Raw genomic sequence first — 17,599 nt, 5'->3', positions numbered from 1 at the left:
CACTGACTCGTTTGTGTGACGGCACGTCTGTTCGTGACCTTGCTTCGCACGGCATTGACGGCGAATCAATCGAGAAAAGCATTGGTTCCACCCGGAACCGGGGAACGGTGTATGTGCTGGCTAATGTGCTGAGTGCGGCCATCGTCGGAGTCGACGCTCATTTGGTGGACGTGGAAGTCGATATCTCGGCCGGCTTGCCGCAGTTCTCGATCGTGGGCTTACCGGATGCCAGCGTGCGAGAAAGTCGTGACCGCGTTCGCGCGGCGCTGAAAAATTGTGGCTTTCAGTTTCCGGTCAAAAAAATCACGGTCAATCTCGCGCCTGCGACCATCAAGAAGGAAGGGGCGGGATTGGATCTCGCGATCGCCCTCGGCATTCTCACCGCGGAGGAGATCATTCCTCGTGAGGCGGTGGCCGACCACGTGTTTGTCGGGGAATTATCCCTCGACGGCAGGCTCAAACCGATTTCCGGCGTCCTGTCGATTGGGTTGACCTGCCGGGGGAGCCACCGTTTGCTCGTGCCGGCCGAGAATGCCGCCGAGGCCGCGATGGTGGAGGGGTGCGAGGTGTTTCCCATTCGTACGTTGCCGCAGGCGGTGGAATTTCTCCGCGGCGTCCAAGCCATCGAGCCTGCCGACGGTCTGCGACTGGAGGCCGAAGGGCAGAGGCGGGAGGACGAAGACTTTGCCGATGTGAAGGGGCAAGAGCATGCCAAGCGAGCGCTCGAGGTGGCGGCGGCCGGCGGCCACAACTTGCTGATGGTTGGCCCGCCTGGGTCGGGAAAGACCATGCTTGCCCGAAGATTGCCCGGCATCCTGCCGCCCTTGGGACTGGACGAGGCCTTGGAGGCCAGCCGCGTGCATAGTGTGGCGGGGACCTTGCCCCGTGAGCGACCGTTGCTCAACCGCCGGCCCTTTCGTTCGCCTCACCACAGCATCTCGGAAGCCGGTTTGATCGGCGGGGGATCCGTGCCGAGACCCGGCGAAGTGTCGCTGGCGCATCACGGAGTGCTCTTTCTCGACGAAGCAGGGGAGTTCGGGCGGGCCGTCCTGGATAATTTGCGGCAGCCGTTGGAGGACGGGACAGTCACGGTCACCAGGGCCAGCGGCTCGCTTCGCTTTCCCGCCCGCTTCATGATCGTGGCGGCCATGAACCCCTGTCCTTGCGGGTACTTTGGGACCCGTGCCAACGAATGTGTGTGCCATGCTGCTCAAGTCAGGCGATACAGGAGTCGGCTGTCCGGTCCGTTGCTCGATCGGCTGGATCTCCATATCGATGTTCCGGCCCTGCCTATTCAGGCGCTGCGGGAGGAATCGTCGCCGGCCGAGGCCTCTGCGGTGATCCGTGCCCGGGTGGTAGAGGCGAGGGAGCGACAGCGGTCCCGGTATCGCGAAGACGGGATTGCCGCGAATGCGCAATTGAAACCGCGGCACCTGAAGCAGTATTGTGGGCTTGATTCGGCGTCCCGAGACCTGTTGGAACGAGCGATGACGAAGCTTGGGCTTTCGGCCCGTGCCCATGGTAGGATCCTCCGCGTCGCGCGGACGATCGCCGACCTGGCCGGCGCAGAGCGCGTTGCCTTGGCGCATATCGCCGAAGCCATTCAGTATCGGAGTTTCGACCGCCGCCTCGAGCTATGAAATCGACCCCTGTCATCCATACCGTCAAGGTGTTCGCCTGGTGGTTCATCGTCGGCGCGACGATGGCCTTGGCCGTCATCATGTTGCAGGGCGGCATTCGTGAAGTGATGCAGGCGCAGGGGTCCGTGTGGGAATTGAAACTGGTCGAGTTGATGACCACCATTCTCGGGGGCGGGTTATTGGGCGGGTGCATCGCCCTGATTTTGGATCGGATCAAGAAAGCGTAGGGCGTTGTCTTGAACCTACGTTGGATAAAAGGAGTGGTGCGGAATGGATATTGAAATCGGCTCGAATCTCTACCGAAACGTCAACGGAGTCATCGATATCGAAGGTGTGCCCCAGTTCGAGGTGAGCATCAAGCAGCCTTCGCGGGCCTTGCTGGTGAACTTTGCCCTCTTCGACGAGGTCGGCCGCATGACGGCGAAGGTCGTCGACAGCACGCTGATGTTCAATGAACGGCGGACGTACGAATTGGCAAAGACACCGACATCGGTCACGCTCAAGCACGGTGAATCGGGGGCGGTCGTGTTCCAGATGGAATTGCGCGCGAGCGATTGCGTTGCGCTGCGACAGGGGAGTTTCTATACGATGAAGGGGCATAAGATGGACGTGTCGCCCACCGAGTGCCGGATCGACAAGAAGCGCTTCACCGGAAAAGATACCGACGCACAGGGCGGCCCCGCGTCCCTGGGCTAGCCCCTCGTTCGGTCACGCCCGGGGCGCGATCGACCTCTCTCCGTCCGATTTACCCGTTGGAGGGCGCCACGGTCGGCACAATCACGATGTGGCCGTCCTTGAGATCCACCGTGGCCGTATCGCCGTCCCGCAGCTCTCCCTTGATCAATTGTCTCGCCATCGGTGTTTCGATGTCCTGCTGAATGAGGCGCTTCAGGGGGCGTGCCCCGTAGATCGGGTCATAGCCGCGCTCGCCGAGGTTCCTCAATGCTGCCGGCGTGATGTTCAGGGTGATGCGACGCTCGGCCAGCCGGGCGTGCAGCCGTTCCAGCTGAATCTCCACGATGCGGCTCAAGTGATCACCCGTCAACGCGTGGAACACCACGATCTCATCGACACGGTTTAAGAACTCGGGGCGGAAGTGCTTCCGCAACTCGCCCGTGACCTGCGCGCGCATCGTCTCGTAGGACGCGCCCGCCTGTTGTGCATCCAAGATATGATGGCTGCCGATGTTGGAGGTCATGATCAACACGGTGTTCTTAAAATCCACCGTGCGACCTTGAGAGTCCGTCAACCGACCGTCATCCAAGACCTGCAGCAGGATATTGAAAACATCGTGGTGTGCCTTCTCGATTTCATCGAACAGGATGACCGAGAAGGGATGTCGTCGGACGGCTTCCGTCAACTGGCCGCCTTCCTCGTAGCCAACGTAGCCTGGAGGCGCGCCGATCAAGCGGGCGACGGTGTGCTTTTCCATGTATTCGGACATATCGATCCGAATCAGGTTGGCTTCGTCGTCGAACAGTGTGGCAGAAAGCGCCCGTGCGAGTTCGGTCTTGCCCACCCCGGTCGGACCGAGGAACAGGAACGAACCGATCGGGCGGTTGGGATCTTTGATGCCGGAACGGGCCCGCACCACGGCGTCGGCGACGGCGGATACGGCTTCCTCCTGACCGACGACGCGTTTGTGAAGCAGCTCGTCCAGCTTCAACAGCTTTTCAAGCTCGCCTTCCACCAGGCGCGTGACGGGGATGCCGGTCCACCGACTGACGACCTCGGCGATGTCTTCTTTGTCCACTTCTTCCTTCAGGAGACGGCTCTCACCTTGTTTCTTCCCGAGGTGTTGCTGTTCGAGTTCCAATTCGCGCTCCAGCCGGGGTAACTCGCCGTACCGGAGCTCCGCGACCTTGTTCAGGTCGTAGGCCCGCTCAGCCCGTTCAATCGTCAGTTTCACTTCTTCGATCTGTTGCCGGGTCTTTCGCAATTTGGCGACGGACGCCTTTTCGGACTCCCAACGTGTTTTTAAGGCTTGGAGATCCCGATTGCGCTCGGTCAGTTCTTTTTCAATGGCCTGAAGCCGGGTCTTGCTGCCCTGGTCCGTTTCTTTTTTGAGGGCCTCGCGTTCGATCTCGAGTTGGAGGACCTTCCTGGAGACTTCATCGAGTTCGCCGGGCAGGCTGTCGATTTCGGTGCGGAGACGAGCGGCCGCTTCGTCCACCAGGTCGATGGCCTTGTCCGGCAGGAAGCGATCGCCGATGTAGCGGTTCGAGAGTTTGGCCGCCGCGACGAGCGCCGCGTCCTTGATCCGCACCCCGTGATGGACTTCATAGCGCTCTTTGAGACCGCGCAAAATCGAGATGGTGTTTTCGACGCTGGGCTGATCCACCAGAACGGTTTGGAAGCGGCGCTCCAGCGCGGCATCCTTTTCGATGTGTTTGCGATATTCGTCCAAGGTGGTGGCGCCGATCAGGTGGAGTTCGCCGCGTGCCAACATCGGCTTGAGCAGGTTCGCCGCATCCATCGAGCCTTCCGCGGCGCCGGCTCCGACTACGGTGTGGATTTCGTCGATGAACAGCAAGACCTGTCCCTGCGAGGCCTGGATCTCCTTGAGCACCGCCTTGAGCCGCTCTTCGAACTCGCCCCGGAACTTGGCCCCAGCAACGAGCGCGCCCATATCGAGGACGATGAGCCGCTTCTGTTTCAGTCCATCCGGGACGTCGCCCTTCACGATACGCTGGGCGAGGCCTTCCACGATGGCGGTTTTCCCGACTCCGGGCTCACCGATGAGGACCGGGTTATTTTTGGTGCGCCGGGAGAGGATCTGAATCGTGCGCCGGATTTCGTCGTCCCGCCCGATGACAGGATCGAGCTTGCCTTGCCCGGCCAAGCGGGTGAGGTCGCGACCGTATTTCTCAAGGGACTGGTAGGTGCTTTCGGGATCCTGGCTTGTGACCCGTTGGTTGCCTCGCACCTGTTGTAGTGCCCCCAACAACTTGTCTTTGGTGAGGTTGAGGCGCCGGAATATCCCCCCCTCTTCGACCATGGCAAGGAGGACGTGCTCCACGCTGATGAACTCATCCCGCAGCTCCTTCATGCTGTCCTCGGCCTTGGTGAGGATCTGGGCCAAGCGCGGGGTGAGATGAATTTGCCCCGGGGCGGCGCCGGGGCCTTGGACTTGGGGAATTTTCGACAGGGCCTGTTCCGCGGCTTGCTTGACCGCGCCGGGAGATACACCGGCCTGTTCCAGGAGGGCGGTTGTCACGCCGCGTTCCTGTTCCAAGAGCGACAATAGGACATGCTCGGCGTCGATGCCCTGGTGGCCTCGGCGCATAGCGTTGGACGAGGCGCTTTGCAGGGCCTCTTGAAGCTTGACGGTCATGCGATTCATGTCCATCGGTGACTCCTGGATGGTTCAATGCCTTGTTGCACAAAGGATAATCACCTGGCCGAACAAGTCAATAGCGTGATGGGTTGGGACGGCTCCGGCCATTTTCTGCTCCACGCCTGACTTGACCTCTTCGGGATTTCCAGACTATTGTCCCGGCTTCGTCCGGTTGGAAGACGCCCGTCCACCGTCGTGTCTCCGACCGAGCTATTCCTGGCAGGGAGCGCGAATTGACTCTGGTGACCTTGACGCTGCGCCTGTATCGCGATGCCTTTCGCGCGACGGTGCGCTCACTCGTCCGCGGGTGGGTGACGATCGTCGCGGTGGTGGTGTTCGGGGTCTTGATGGTGCTTGCGGGGATGCTCGCTCGGCCTCTCGGCATGGCCGGCGGATTCATCCTGGGCGCGGTGAACGCCTTGTTGATCGGGGCCACGCTCAGCCTCGTGGAGCAATCCGTCCGCGGCATGCGGTCGATGACCCCGCGCGACGTTATGGACAGCATGGGCCATTACTTTTGGGATGTGATCAGCGTGGGCTTTGTGTTGTGGCTTCCCACGCTTTTACTCGACACCAGCCTCCAGGCAAATCCGGACAGCCAGTTTCTGGTGGCCGCCTGTTTCCTCCTCCTGTTCATTCTCCTCAATGCCGCCCCCGAGGTAATTTACCTCACGAGGCATGATTCGCCGCTGGATGTCCTTAAACGGAGTTACGACTTCGTCTTGGACAACTGGATCGAATGGTTCTTGCCGCTGGCCCTCGTGTTGGCCCCTTTGGGGCTCTCGTTGTTTTTCAAGCTCTCCAGTCGGTTGGGGCGGGGCGCCGGTTTGGATTTCATGCATCTGCTGATCTTGCCGTTCACCATCTTGACCGCCTGGTTGACCGATCTCGGGATCGCGGCCGAAGTGACCGGTGTGATGGCGTTTCTCCTGACCCCGCCGCTGACGGTTGCCATGTTGCTGTTCCGCGGGCATCTGTTCCTGGCACTGACCTCGACTTCCCGCCGTCAGCGGCTCTACCAAGCGCAGTTCGACGAGCGTCCCCGGTGAGGCTCGTCGGGATTTCCCTTCACTCCCGGTCGAAACATCGGAAAAAGTTGAGCCCCTTGCAGTTCTGGTGTATGGCTGGACCTACAGGTGTAGGCGTCTTCCACTGCACATCTCCGGTAAGGGGGCGGCGTGCGGCTTTCCATCTTCTGGCGGTTGGTTCTGACCTATCTCGTGATCATCGGTGTCATGGCCGCCGTGAATGTCTACGCCCTGCTGCAAATCAGAAATCTCGCGGATCTCAGCTCGGAGGTCGTGTCACGGCATCATCCGGAAATCGAGTCCGCCAAGCATCTTCTGGCTTCGTTTTACACGCAAGTGCAGAGTCAAAAGAAATATCTCGCCGTGCCGGCTGCGACGTTTCTCGAAAGTTTCGACGAGGAAACGAAAGAATTCCAGCATGCGCTGCAGATGCTACAGACGAGGGAGTCGGCCGAGCAGGGCATTCAGCTGTTGAAGGAGGTCGAACGGGTGCAACAGGAGCATTTGGCCCTGTTCCATTCGCAATTGGCCGGTCCGGCCGCGTCCCCACAGGAGTCGGCGGCAGGGTATGAGGGGCGTCGGAGCGCCCTGGCCGATCGGATGGCCTCCGCGCTGCAAAGTTACATTGGGCTGCACGAGGCGCAGATCACGATTGGGGTGAACCAGTCCCGAGCCAGTTCCGTCCAGGCCGAGGCGGTGACCGAACAACTGGTGCTGGTGGCGTTGCTGTTCGGTCTCGGGTTGGCGGCGGTCGCCAGCTATAACATTCTCCGGCCCCTGAGACGGCTTCAGGCGACCATCCAGGAGATCGGGCAGGGGAACTTCCAGGCGGCCCTGGACATGCGTGCTCCTCGGGAACTGCGGGAACTCAGCGAGACGGTGCATTGGATGGGGAAGAAACTCCAGCAACTGGACGACATCAAGAGCGAGTTCTTGGCTCACGTGTCGCATGAATTGCGGACTCCGATGGCATCGATTCAGGAGGGGACCCACCTGTTGTTAGATGAGATTCCTGGTCCGCTCACGCAGGACCAACGGACGACGTTGCGCATCATGTCGGACAGCAGTCGGCGGTTGATGTCGCTGATCTCGACCATTCTCGATCTGTCCAAAATGGAAGCGGGGATGCTGGAGTATCGCTTTGTGCCGACGGACCTTCGCAAGATTGCGGAGGTGTCGGTGAATAAGATTCGTCTCCTCGCCGATGCAAAACATGTACAATTGGTCGTCGAGGCTCCCCGCGAGCGTCACTGGGTCAAGGCCGATACGGCACGCATTGAGCAAGTGCTCGACAATTTGCTTTCCAATGCGCTCAAATTCAGCCCGGAGGGCGGGGTTGTCAAACTCAATATGACCGCTGGATCGGAAGAGGGCTTGCTCTTCGTGTCGGTGACGGATGCGGGTCCGGGAATTCCTGCCGAGGAGGTTCCCCATGTGTTCGATCGGTTCTACCAGGGCCGGACCAAGGCCCGGCACGCGACCGCCGGCAGCGGGTTGGGACTGGCGCTTGCCAAGCGCGTGGTGGAAGCGCATGGTGGAAGAATTTGGGTCGAAAGTGAAACGGGCAAGGGCACAACGGTGCGGCTTATCTTGCGACTGACGAAACCGGGCGCATTGGTGGGATGATGTTCCGCTACTCGGGATATGCACTCGCGGTCCTGCTGAGTTGTCAGGGATGCAGCACCATTGCTCCGCCTGCCGCTCAGACACCGTACTTCCTTGCTGATCCTGCAGAAACGAAGGCATTGCAGACGTTGACGAAGCGGGAAGAAACGTTAGCCTCCAAATGTGCTAGTAAAAACACGTGCGATCATGTATTCTTCACGCGCGCGTTGGCGGCCTTGTACGAAAACCGGGAAACGGCTACCCGTTATTTCGAAAAAGTGATCGCTGTAGCCCCCAAAAGTCAGTTGGCGGCGTCGAGTCGTCTGTGGCTTCAATTGCTGCAATCCGGTGAGATCTCCGAGAACCAGTCCTGGGTACGCTCCGTCCTCACGGGCCCTGCTTCGGCCAAAGCTCATAGCATGTTGTCTCAAGCGACCGAGCGCGCGGTGAGGGATTTGCTCGATCGCGAACTTGTTATTCAGCAGCTGAGGGCCATGCAAGAGCTGGAAGCCCAATCGGTGGAAACGCTGCAACGGGAATTGCAGGAGCAGGAAAAGCGGGTTGAGTCGCTGAGTTCCAGGCGTGAAAGCGTGCGACCCGCGGCGGAGCCGCTCACGGTGCAAAGTTTGCAGCGCCAGATCGGTGATCGGGACCGGAAGATCGAAGAACTCACGAGCCAGCTCGAAGCCCTGAAGCGAATCGATCAAGAAATGCGGGAAAAGATTCGGCCGATCAAACCGCCGGCCGCGGTGTTGCCTGTTCAACCGATGGAACAATTAAAACCCTAGGAACCTATATGGAGCAAGAACGCGTTCTCATGGTGGATGATGACGAAGGGTTGTTGCATCTTCTGAAGATGCGGCTGTCCGCGATGGGGTTTGCCGTGACCCCCTGTACCACCGGGCAGGATGCCCTTGCGGCGGCGCGGCAAGAGACGTTTGATATCGCGGTCACGGACCTGCGGCTTCGCGGGGAAGACGGGCTCGACTTGACCGAAGATTTGCTGCGAACACAGCCGGGGCTTCCGGTCATCATTCTCACGGCGCACGGCAGCATTCCTAATGCGGTCGAAGCGATGCAGCGGGGCGCGTTCGGCTATCTGACCAAACCCTTCGATGACAAGGAACTGAAGGCCACGCTCGATAAAGCGCTGTCTCAGCAACGGATGTCCCGTGAGATCCAGCGTCTCAAGTCTCTGGTCAAGGAACTGTATGGACTGGAGAATGTGATTGCGCGCAGTCCGGCGATGCAGCGGCTGTTTCAGCAGGTGGCGCAGGTGGCCGACTCGGACGCGACGATCCTCTTGGTCGGCGAGACCGGGACGGGGAAAGAGGTTCTTGCGCGGGTGATCCATACGAACAGCCGGCGATCTAAAGGGCCGTTTGTCGCGATCAATTGTGCTGCCATTCCAGAAACGCTGTTTGAGAGTGAACTGTTCGGCCATGTTCGCGGGGCCTTTACCAGTGCCATGGCGGCCAAGCGTGGCTTTTTTCAGAGTGCCAGCGGGGGCACGCTTTTTCTCGATGAGATCGGTGAAATGCCCTTGGCCATGCAGGTCAAATTGCTGCGTGCGGTCCAAGAGCGGGAGGTTCGCGAGGTCGGGGCGGAGCATGCGACAAAGGTCGACGTGCGGATCATCGCGGCGACGAACAAGGACCTTGGTGAGGCCGTTAAGGCGGGTACGTTTCGCCATGACCTCTACTACCGCATTTCCGTGGTTCCCCTCGCCATTCCCCCCTTGCGGGAACGTAAAGAAGACATCCCCTTACTCGCTCAGCACTTCCTGAAGCAGAGCGCGAAACTGTCCAAGAAGGATGTCCGTGGGTTCACTCCCGCGGCCATGCATCGGTTAACGGTGTATCCCTGGCCGGGGAATGTCCGTGAATTGGAAAATGCCATTGAAAAAGCTGTGGTCATGTCGCGGCAGGATATGGTTACCCCCGAACTTCTGCCCAATGTCGGGACTGCACCCGATGTCGCCCTGAAGCCACTGACAGAGGCCAAGGAGGAGTTCGAACGGTCCTATCTCAGGAATGTCCTGCAGTTGACCGGTGGGAATATTTCGCGCGCGGCCCAATTTGCCGGCCGGTACCGGGCTGATTTTTACAAGATGCTCAAGAAATACGGACTTCATCCCTCTATGATGAAAGGGCGCACTGAGTCTGAGATCGCGGAGATGGCTGATGAGGAGGATCTGAAGGAAGCCTAGCGCCTGACCGCGTAAGACTCTTGGCGGCTGGTACCAACGAGTTGTCCCAATCGCTTCGCCGCGAGCGCACCGATCTTTTCAATACGAACGCCGAAATCCAGCCCCCGTACCCACTGAACCCTTGCTTGTTCGACTTCAATCGCTCGGGTATGGGGAGCCAACTCAATACGCAGCGACAATTCCATCCCCACTCTAACCTGATGGTCGCCTTGCAGGTGCCACCCTCCTGTCGAGATGTTCCAGACCGTCGCCTTTCCGAGGAAGTCTCCTGACAAATAGTAGCCAGGCACACAAATCGGTTCCCGATGGTACGTCCGAATCTTAAAGTGTTGTGCCATGCGATGGGCCTCAGGGTGGTCGTGTTGAGAAACGTGGTCAGGACTGCATGCCATCAATGACCGCAAGACCTTCCGTCCACGTCGCTGTTGCGTTTCGCCGCATTCGTTGCTGCACGAACTGCTTGAGCCGTCGTTGTTCCTCTTGTGATGTCCGGATAAACTCGACTCCGACTCGGGATCCATCCACCCATCGCACCGCCGCAAGAGGAACATGTAGTGGAGTTTCGAAATCGGGGAGAAACAACCGCAGTTGGACATAGTCTCCGGCGATGAGGGGAGTGGCACTTTGGAGCAGGCAGCCAGGCAGGGAGAGATCGAGCGTGCGTCCTTCACCAATCGTATGGTCACCGGCAAATACGACCCCGCATTCAACCGAGACCCGTTGGCTGTAGCGAGCTTCCATGACGGCACTCCATTTGCTACCCGTGAAGGTGCCCAGAGTATCTGAGGGGTAGGAGCGAGACTAGTCCCTAAACTGGGTACCTCCAACGGGGGGATCGTCTGGACTTGGATTGCCTATACCGGGCGGTGCACTGCCCGAGGGGAAGCCGTTTAGTACGATGAGGGGAAGCGGAAGGTGTGGAGCTGGCGAGAGGAATTGAACCTCCAACCGGCGGTTTACAAAACCGCTGCTCTGCCATTGAGCTACGCCAGCCCTCTGAGACTACCGACCAGTCTGATCAGCGGGGTAACTACCAAAACGAACGGGAAACCGTACATCTCCCAAGCCGGCCTGTCAAGGTCGTTAAGGCGAACTCGGCCCCAAAGCGAGGAGTAGGGCCATCTCGTCCTTGAATTCAATTGAAATTCCCCATAAGCTGAAGCCAACTTGTACGTCGCTGACAACGGAGCTTTCGAGCCGCTCGCTGGTAAAAGCCGGCGGGGAGCCCTGTGCGGACTATGACGGGAGGCCAAGCCATGAGCCAGTCGCATATCCTCGTGATCGATGATGACCCCGCTGTTCGCGAGGTGTTGAATGAAACGCTCGCCGCCGAAGGGTATCAAGTGACGGTTGTATCCGATGGTCTGGCCGGTGTGGAAGCTGTGAAGGACCAACCGGTTCACGTCGTGTTGACTGACCTGCAGATGCCCGGCATCGATGGGCTCGAAGTGATCGATCGAATTTCAAAGGTTGATTCCAAAGTCATTTCAATCGTCATGACGGGGTTTGGGACGGTCGACTACGCCGTGCGCGCGATGAAGGCCGGGGCGTTTGATTTCGTCACCAAACCGTTCGAACCGGAAACCGTTGCCGTGATCGTGAAGAAGGCCCTGGATGTGCACAGGCTCAAGCAGGAAAATCATCTCCTTCGCAAAGCGGTTCGCGATCAGTATCGACTCGAGCACTTGGTCGGCACGAGCGCTCCGATGCGGAGGGTACTGGATTTTGTTGAAAAGGTCGCAGATAGCGATAGCACGGTATTGATTCAAGGGGAAAGCGGGACGGGGAAAGAACTCATCGCGCGTATGCTCCATTTCAATAGCATGCGGCGGGACAGGCCACTGGTTCCAGTCAATTGCGGCGCGATTCCAGAAAATTTGCTGGAATCGGAGCTATTCGGGCACGAAAAAGGCGCCTTCACGGGAGCGGCCCACACGCGCCTGGGACGTTTCGAACTCGCTCACGGAGGCACGATATTCTTGGACGAAGTCGGTGAAATGAGTTTGCCGCTTCAGGTAAAGCTCCTCCGGGTGCTGCAGGAACGGTGCTTTGAGCGAGTCGGAGGGACGCGCACGATCAACGTGGATGTTCGGATCATCGCGGCTACGAATCAGGATTTGGAACAGGCCGTTCAGGAGAAGCGATTCCGGCAGGACCTGTTTTACCGTCTGCACGTCATTCCCATCCATATTCCGCCGCTTCGGGATCGGCGGAGCGACATCCCTCTGTTGGTCAACCATTTCATCGGCCAGTTCAATCACCTGCGCCACACGGACATTGCAGGGGTGGAACCTGATGCATTGGCGAGGATGGGGGAGTATGAGTGGCCCGGCAACATCCGCGAACTGGAGAATATGATCGAGCGGCTGGTTGTCTTGAAGAAGAAGGGCTGGATCACGATGAGCGATCTGCCGGAGCGAACGCTCAAGGTCGCAGCGTCCAAGGCAGCAGAACCGCAAGAGCAGTTTATTCGATTCTCCGAGGACGGCATCAATTTGACGAAGGAACTGGAGCACTACGAGAATCGATTGATCGGAGAGGCCCTTCGAAAAGCCAACGGCATCACCAGCCGGGCGGCACAACTGCTGCAGTTGAACAGGACCACATTGGTTGAAAAGCTCAAGCGCAAAGGCTTTGACCCGAAGAGCCATGGGTACCCGGTCCAGCACTGAGCCTTCCAGTCTGCTGACGGCTGTCATTTTCTTGACCGCCCGGCAGGCCCTGTCTGTCGGGATTTCTGACGGCCTGCGTCAGGTGGGCCAATTTCCCTTTCAAATCACGCGTTGTTTCCACTGAGTTTCTTGCCGGGCGAGGGCACGGGACTTGCTGACTTTTGACTTCCGTGCAAAAGTCGCAGGTCTCTACATTGCTGGCGGTGGGTGCGCTCCTTGTCGGGCTTGGTTGCCTGCTGACTATTGCGGACTCAACCCTAGGGGCTGGTCGGGACGTCGAGGTTCGGACTATTCCTGAATCCCTCCCGGAACCTTCGGAACTCCTACACGCACAACTCCCGGACGGTGGTCCTCGTTTCGAACGCCTAACCCTCAGTAAAGACTGGGAGCAGTTCGATCACGGCGCCGCGGCCTTCTCAAAAGGCGATGTGCTGGATGCGCGCCTGACCTTCCTGGCGTTTGCCAAGGAGAACCCCGACCATCCGTTGATCGCCGCCGCTCAGGCGTTTCTCGCAGAATCCCAACTCAAGCTTCAGGGCACCGAAGGGAGCCGTTCTGAGGTTATCGAACGCTATCGGGCTCTGCTACGGGACGATCCCAAGTCCACCAACGCCAGACGCGCGGGATGGAGAATCGGCGACCTCTACCGGGAGCAAGGCTGGTATCAGGAGGCACAGGTCGCCTATCAACGGACGTTGGGACATTCGGACGTCGATTCCTACGATGCCAATCGGGCCCTTCTCGGGATGGGGTACGCCTTTCTCGGCTTGACGAAGTGGCGAGAGGCCGGTCAGACGTTCGAGATGGTCCGACGTCATACGACCGACCCTGTTCTGGTGGCAGCCGCCATGCTGGCACAGGCTCATGCGGTATATCGAGAAGGGCGCATGAAGGATGCGGATGAACTCTTTGAAGCGACGTCGAAGCGTTGGCCCAGCATCTTCCGTAAAGATCCCTACGCCCTCCTCAGATACGCGGATACCGCCACGGAATTCAAACGTCTGCCGGTCGCCCGGCAACAGTTGTTGTTGTTCTACAACGTCTTTCCTCACAAACAAGAAGCCCCATTCGTCCTGATTCACTTGGGCGATACCTTCCGCGATGCGGGCCAATGGAACTCCGCCAGATTCTTCTATGCCGCGGCGACACGCCAGTATCAAGGCACGCCGGTCTCCGGCATGGCGCGGATTCGTTACGCGGATGTTGACGCGCGCACCGAGCCGGACGACGGCGCCGTGAACCTTCGGCAAACCGTGACTGCGCTCATCTCGGATGTTCCGCTGCATCCCGGCGAGACAATGAGCCAGCACGAAGTCTTTGAGACGATGGGAAAGGAATACGAGGACACGACCGTCGGCAGCGAAGCGATGTTTCACCTCGGTGAGGCGCAGGAGCGCGCGGGCAAGCAGGCCGAGGCGATCGCGATTTACCAGAAGGTGGTGGAGCGAGCGGGAAAAATCGAGGGTGATCCTTGGCCGGAAAAGAGCGGCGCGCGTCTGGTGGCACATTTGCAGCCGCGGTTGGAACGGGCGATCAGAGAGGGCGACGACTTTGAACTCTTGACCATGTACCACCAGCACGGACCGTTCGCGGATCGACTCTATGCGGGAAGCGAACTGATCGTCCGGATCGCCGACGCCCATCGACGGGCCGGCTTTCCCGTCGAAGCCGCACGGATTTATCAGTCGGTCATTCGTGACCCCGCCGCCGAAAAGCTTCAGGAGGCGGCCTTGCTGGGCCTGGGGGAAAGTTATTTGGACCAGAGAGACCCGCAAGCGGCACGCGCAGTGTTTGAGCGGTACCGGTTGCAATATCCGATCGGACGGTTCGGCGCCGAGTCTCTGCTGGGATTGCTGGCCGCGTTGGGTCAGGAGGGGAACCACCTGGCCCTCGTCAAGCTCGGACGGCAATGGTTGCAGCATCACCCCAAGGACGAACGGCGGCCGTTGGTGGTGCTCAAAATCGCCAACGCTCTAGCGCTGGCCAAGCGATTGGACGAGGCCATTGTGGCGTATGACGAGGTGACGAAGACCGGTGCCGTGCTGAACGCGGGTGAAATGGTTCTGTATGCCGATGCCCTCCATCGTCTCAACCAGCATGCCAAGGCGATGACGATTTACCAAAAGGCGCTGGGGGTCTCTCCGACAGCTGATCAAACGGTCTGGATTCGGTTTCAAATCGTCCGTTTGGCGAAAGAAGCCAAGCAGCCGGAACTCGCTCGGGCGGGGCTGCAGGAACTCAAGGAGAATGACGACATTCTGGTGCAGCGAATCGCCGCCGTGCTGGCGGCTGATACGTCGTCGCCTGCCAAAGCCGAAGGAGGTCGTCCATGACCGCGTTTCTGCCGATTCCTCAGCAAGGCCAGAGCGAGCTCCTTACCCGGGCCTTCCATGACTTCGATCAGGCCGCGACGGTCCTGCAGCAATCCTACGCCGCACTCACGACACGGCTACACCAGATGGATTTGGAGTTGGCGCAGACGAACGCCAGTCTGCGCGAGCATCTGCGCGAGACCGAGGAAATGCGCGCCCATGTGACCGCCGTGCTGGAGTCTCTCGATACCGGCGTCATTGTCGCGGACCGCGGCGATATCATCGTGCGGTGTAACCAGTCGGCCGAACGGTTGTTGAGCATCCCGCAGGAGCGGCTTCGTGGAAGGACCGCCACGGAAGTCCTGCACGAGATCACGAAGGACCATCGCGCCTACCCGATGATCCTCCCCAACGGTGTGGCGATTGCGCTTTCCCAGACCGACTTGACCGACGCATCCGGTGCCTCTATCGGTCGCCTGGTCCTCATTCACGACGTCACTCGCATCCGTCAGCTGGAGGAACGACTCCAGCGACGAAACCGCTTGGAAGCCATGGGCCAGATGGTGGGCTGTATCGCCCATGAGATTCGAAACCCCCTGGGAAGCGTGGAACTGTTCGCCTCGATGCTTCGCAAGGACCTTCGGGAATTTCCTCACCTTCGGGCATATGCCGAGCACATCTCCGTCGCAGTCCAATCCATGGATCGTCTGTTATCCAATCTCCTTGTCTATACGAGGCCGGATTGTTCGAAAGCCGCTTGGCACGATACCGAGCCGTTGATCGTCGACGTGTTGACGCTGGCGGCCCACGCGATCTCGACCGCGCCGATCGAAGTACGATTTCATCTGGATCCGCTCGTGCCGCAGCTTTGGTGCGATGCGGCCAAGATGAAGCAGGTCTTGTTAAATCTTGTGTTGAATGCGGTGCAGGCCATGCCGACTGGGGGCACCTTGACGATTGGGGTGACGCTCCAACGGGCGGAATCCGCGGATCTATCCGAAGTGCAGGTGACGGTCAGCGATACCGGCTGCGGGATTGCGCCGGAGCACCTCTCGCGGGTGTTCGACCCGTTCTTTACGACGAAGGATCACGGCACTGGTTTGGGCCTTGCCATCGTGCATGCCCTGATCGAGGCGCATCACGGACGAATCGATGTGGAAAGTGTCGCAGGTCAAGGCACGACCTTCATTATCGTCCTCCCCAAAGGACCAGTCCAAGGAGACAGCCGGCCTACCTCTCATGGTGACAAGAGCCCTTATCAACACTTGTTGGTTGCAGATCCGGTATCGGCGGAAGAGGAGAATGAGGAATGAGCGTCAATCAAGGCATTCAAGGCCCTGGATCGTCCGGCGAGGAGAGCCGCTTAGTGTTGATCGTCGACGATGAACCCTCTATGCGGACGGCTCTGTCTGAAACGGTCAGGCGCATGGGATTCCAGGTGAAGGGGGCTATCGATGGGGCCGATGCTCTCGAGCAGGTGGAGCGTCTGAAACCCTGGCTCGTGGTGACCGACCTGAAGATGCCGCGCATGAATGGGTTGGAACTGGTCAAAGAGATCAAACAGAAATCGCCCCAGACCGCCATCGTGTTGATGACCGCCTACGGGACCGTGGAAACGGCCGTAGAGGCCATGAAATACGGCGCGAACGACTACATCCTCAAACCTTTTTCCACCGACCTGCTCGAGCGTGTAATTCTGAACCTGCAGGCTTGTTCGGTGCCCGATGAACAGGCCGGCTCGGTCACGATGGAAGCGCGGGCCATCCTGACGCAAGATCCCGGCATGATTCGGCTCCTGACTACGCTGGAAGGCGTGGCTGCAAGCCAGGCCACCGTGTTGATCAGCGGAGAGAGCGGTACCGGCAAGGAGCTGATGGCCCGTTACATCCATGCGCGGAGCCCGCGTGCCCATCGCCCCTTCGTGGCGTTGAACTGCGCGGCACTTCCGGACAGCCTCCTGGAGAGCGAACTCTTCGGCCATGAACGCGGCGCGTTTACCGGGGCGATTCAGCGCAAGCTCGGCAAATTCGAAATGGCCCATACGGGAACGCTGTTTCTCGACGAGATCAGCGAAATGAATCTCGGTTTGCAGGCCAAGCTACTGCGCGTGCTCCAGGAGCGCGAAGTCGATCGCATCGGCGGGCGCGAGCCGGTCCCGGTCAACATTCGAGTGATCGCCACCACCAACCGCTCCCTTTATCACGAGGTCACTCAGGGGCGGTTCCGCGAGGACTTGTTTTACCGGTTGAACGTGTTTCCCGTGACGGTGCCGCCGCTGCGCGAGCGAACGGGGGATATTCCACTGCTGGCTCGCCACTTTCTCAAAGCTTCGGCGGCGCGTAATGGACTGACTGCGCCGACACTATCGGAGCGAGCCATCCGGGAGCTGCAGGGCCGTACCTGGAAGGGTAACGTGCGCGAACTGGAAAACGTCATGGAGCGCGCAATCCTCGTGGCCTCCGGTGGCGTCGTCGATGTCGAGCATCTGCTGGGGGGAGACGGCTCTGTGCCGCCGAGGGACCCGGAGGTTGTCGAGCCCGTACCGGCCTCGTCTGCGCATGGTTCGCTCTGGGAGATGGAACGGGACCTGATCTTCAAGACCTTGGCACGGGTGAAAGAGAATCGGACCCATGCGGCCAAAGAACTGGGCATCAGCATCCGTACGTTACGGAACAAACTCCGCGAGTATCGGGATCTGGGGTACCAAGTGGCGGCAGAAAAGCCCTAAAGCCTATAGGCGGCAAAAATTGCCCGGTTTCAGCGAAAACTACCCAGGGGATCCATTTGCCCGGTTGT

14 protein-coding genes and 1 tRNA gene are annotated in these 17,599 nt (G+C 59.5%); 11 read left to right on the top strand and 4 right to left on the bottom strand.

The features are described 5' to 3' along the window. Positions 1 to 113: 113 nt before the first annotated feature. Genes KF814_13995 through KF814_13985 form a run of 3 tightly spaced genes read left to right on the top strand, consistent with a single transcriptional unit; the run spans position 114 to position 2,336 of the window. Positions 114 to 1,640, top strand: a complete 1,527-nt coding sequence (locus tag KF814_13995; GenBank protein ID MBX3237256.1) for a YifB family Mg chelatase-like AAA ATPase — start codon at positions 114 to 116, stop codon at positions 1,638 to 1,640. Beyond that, on the top strand, positions 1,637 to 1,867 hold the full coding sequence (locus KF814_13990; GenBank protein ID MBX3237255.1) for a hypothetical protein: 231 nt from the start codon (positions 1,637 to 1,639) through the stop codon (positions 1,865 to 1,867). The genes KF814_13995 and KF814_13990 overlap by 4 nt, the downstream gene beginning before the upstream one ends. A gap of 43 nt (positions 1,868 to 1,910) precedes the next feature. Continuing rightward, on the top strand, positions 1,911 to 2,336 hold the full coding sequence (locus KF814_13985; protein MBX3237254.1) for a hypothetical protein: 426 nt from the start codon (positions 1,911 to 1,913) through the stop codon (positions 2,334 to 2,336). A gap of 49 nt (positions 2,337 to 2,385) precedes the next feature. Here KF814_13985 and clpB read toward each other — a convergent pair whose 3' ends face one another. Further along, positions 2,386 to 4,989 carry an ATP-dependent chaperone ClpB gene (gene clpB / locus KF814_13980; GenBank protein MBX3237253.1) on the bottom strand — a complete coding sequence of 868 codons (2,604 nt, stop codon included), beginning with the start codon at positions 4,987 to 4,989 and terminating at the stop codon, positions 2,386 to 2,388. Between the two features lie 221 nt (positions 4,990 to 5,210). Here clpB and KF814_13975 point away from each other — a divergent pair, with 221 nt between their 5' ends. From KF814_13975 to KF814_13960, 4 genes are all read left to right on the top strand, one after another. Then, positions 5,211 to 6,026 carry a hypothetical protein gene (locus KF814_13975; GenBank protein MBX3237252.1) on the top strand — a complete coding sequence of 272 codons (816 nt, stop codon included), beginning with the start codon at positions 5,211 to 5,213 and terminating at the stop codon, positions 6,024 to 6,026. A gap of 129 nt (positions 6,027 to 6,155) precedes the next feature. Then, the gene (locus KF814_13970; GenBank protein ID MBX3237251.1) at positions 6,156 to 7,631 is read left to right on the top strand and encodes a HAMP domain-containing histidine kinase; all 1,476 of its coding nucleotides are present in this window, start codon (positions 6,156 to 6,158) and stop codon (positions 7,629 to 7,631) included. A gap of 119 nt (positions 7,632 to 7,750) precedes the next feature. Continuing rightward, positions 7,751 to 8,398: a hypothetical protein gene (locus tag KF814_13965; GenBank protein MBX3237250.1), complete on the top strand. Its 648-nt coding sequence runs from the start codon at positions 7,751 to 7,753 to the stop codon at positions 8,396 to 8,398. Positions 8,399 to 8,406: 8 nt separating this feature from the next. Then, positions 8,407 to 9,819 (top strand): sigma-54-dependent Fis family transcriptional regulator, encoded by a 1,413-nt coding sequence (locus KF814_13960; protein MBX3237249.1) that lies wholly within the window; start codon positions 8,407 to 8,409, stop codon positions 9,817 to 9,819. On the opposite strand, the gene KF814_13955 is transcribed toward KF814_13960, so the two are convergent. The 3 genes from KF814_13955 to KF814_13945 form a co-directional block, all read right to left on the bottom strand. Beyond that, a complete protein-coding gene (locus tag KF814_13955) occupies positions 9,816 to 10,157 on the bottom strand; it encodes a PilZ domain-containing protein (protein MBX3237248.1) in 342 nt (113 codons plus the stop codon). The two genes, KF814_13960 and KF814_13955, sit on opposite strands and share 4 nt — an antisense overlap. Before the next feature lie 37 nt (positions 10,158 to 10,194). Next, positions 10,195 to 10,560 carry a PilZ domain-containing protein gene (locus KF814_13950; protein ID MBX3237247.1) on the bottom strand — a complete coding sequence of 122 codons (366 nt, stop codon included), beginning with the start codon at positions 10,558 to 10,560 and terminating at the stop codon, positions 10,195 to 10,197. Positions 10,561 to 10,737: 177 nt separating this feature from the next. Next, positions 10,738 to 10,812: transfer RNA gene (locus tag KF814_13945), tRNA-Thr, on the bottom strand. 263 nt (positions 10,813 to 11,075) lie between these two features. Between KF814_13945 and KF814_13940 the strand changes: the two genes are divergently transcribed. The 4 genes from KF814_13940 to KF814_13925 all read left to right on the top strand — a co-directional run bounded on the left by KF814_13940 (position 11,076) and on the right by KF814_13925 (position 17,531). Then, positions 11,076 to 12,491, top strand: a complete 1,416-nt coding sequence (locus KF814_13940; GenBank protein MBX3237246.1) for a sigma-54-dependent Fis family transcriptional regulator — start codon at positions 11,076 to 11,078, stop codon at positions 12,489 to 12,491. Positions 12,492 to 12,661: 170 nt separating this feature from the next. Next, the gene (locus tag KF814_13935) at positions 12,662 to 14,824 is read left to right on the top strand and encodes a tetratricopeptide repeat protein (GenBank protein MBX3237245.1); all 2,163 of its coding nucleotides are present in this window, start codon (positions 12,662 to 12,664) and stop codon (positions 14,822 to 14,824) included. Beyond that, on the top strand, positions 14,821 to 16,116 hold the full coding sequence (locus KF814_13930) for a PAS domain-containing protein (protein MBX3237244.1): 1,296 nt from the start codon (positions 14,821 to 14,823) through the stop codon (positions 16,114 to 16,116). Before KF814_13935 ends, KF814_13930 begins: the two co-directional genes overlap by 4 nt. Further along, a complete protein-coding gene (locus KF814_13925) occupies positions 16,113 to 17,531 on the top strand; it encodes a sigma-54-dependent Fis family transcriptional regulator (GenBank protein ID MBX3237243.1) in 1,419 nt (472 codons plus the stop codon). Before KF814_13930 ends, KF814_13925 begins: the two co-directional genes overlap by 4 nt. Positions 17,532 to 17,599 lie beyond the last annotated feature (68 nt).

This window comes from Nitrospiraceae bacterium (genome assembly GCA_019637075.1).
Taxonomy (GTDB): Bacteria; Nitrospirota; Nitrospiria; order Nitrospirales; family Nitrospiraceae; genus JAHBWI01.
The sequence above is the reverse complement of the archived record's forward strand: the minus strand, read 5'-3'. Positions and strand labels throughout refer to the sequence as shown.

Coding starts and splice junctions, on each gene's coding strand:
- KF814_13990 (MBX3237255.1), top strand. CDS start 1,637: ATGAAATCGACCCCTGTCATCCATACCGTCAAGGTGTTCGCCTGGTGG.
- KF814_13925 (MBX3237243.1), top strand. CDS start 16,113: ATGAGCGTCAATCAAGGCATTCAAGGCCCTGGATCGTCCGGCGAGGAG.
- KF814_13955 (MBX3237248.1), bottom strand. CDS start 10,157: ATGGCACAACACTTTAAGATTCGGACGTACCATCGGGAACCGATTTGT.
- KF814_13940 (MBX3237246.1), top strand. CDS start 11,076: ATGAGCCAGTCGCATATCCTCGTGATCGATGATGACCCCGCTGTTCGC.
- KF814_13960 (MBX3237249.1), top strand. CDS start 8,407: ATGGAGCAAGAACGCGTTCTCATGGTGGATGATGACGAAGGGTTGTTG.
- KF814_13950 (MBX3237247.1), bottom strand. CDS start 10,560: ATGGAAGCTCGCTACAGCCAACGGGTCTCGGTTGAATGCGGGGTCGTA.
- KF814_13985 (MBX3237254.1), top strand. CDS start 1,911: ATGGATATTGAAATCGGCTCGAATCTCTACCGAAACGTCAACGGAGTC.
- clpB (MBX3237253.1), bottom strand. CDS start 4,989: ATGGACATGAATCGCATGACCGTCAAGCTTCAAGAGGCCCTGCAAAGC.
- KF814_13930 (MBX3237244.1), top strand. CDS start 14,821: ATGACCGCGTTTCTGCCGATTCCTCAGCAAGGCCAGAGCGAGCTCCTT.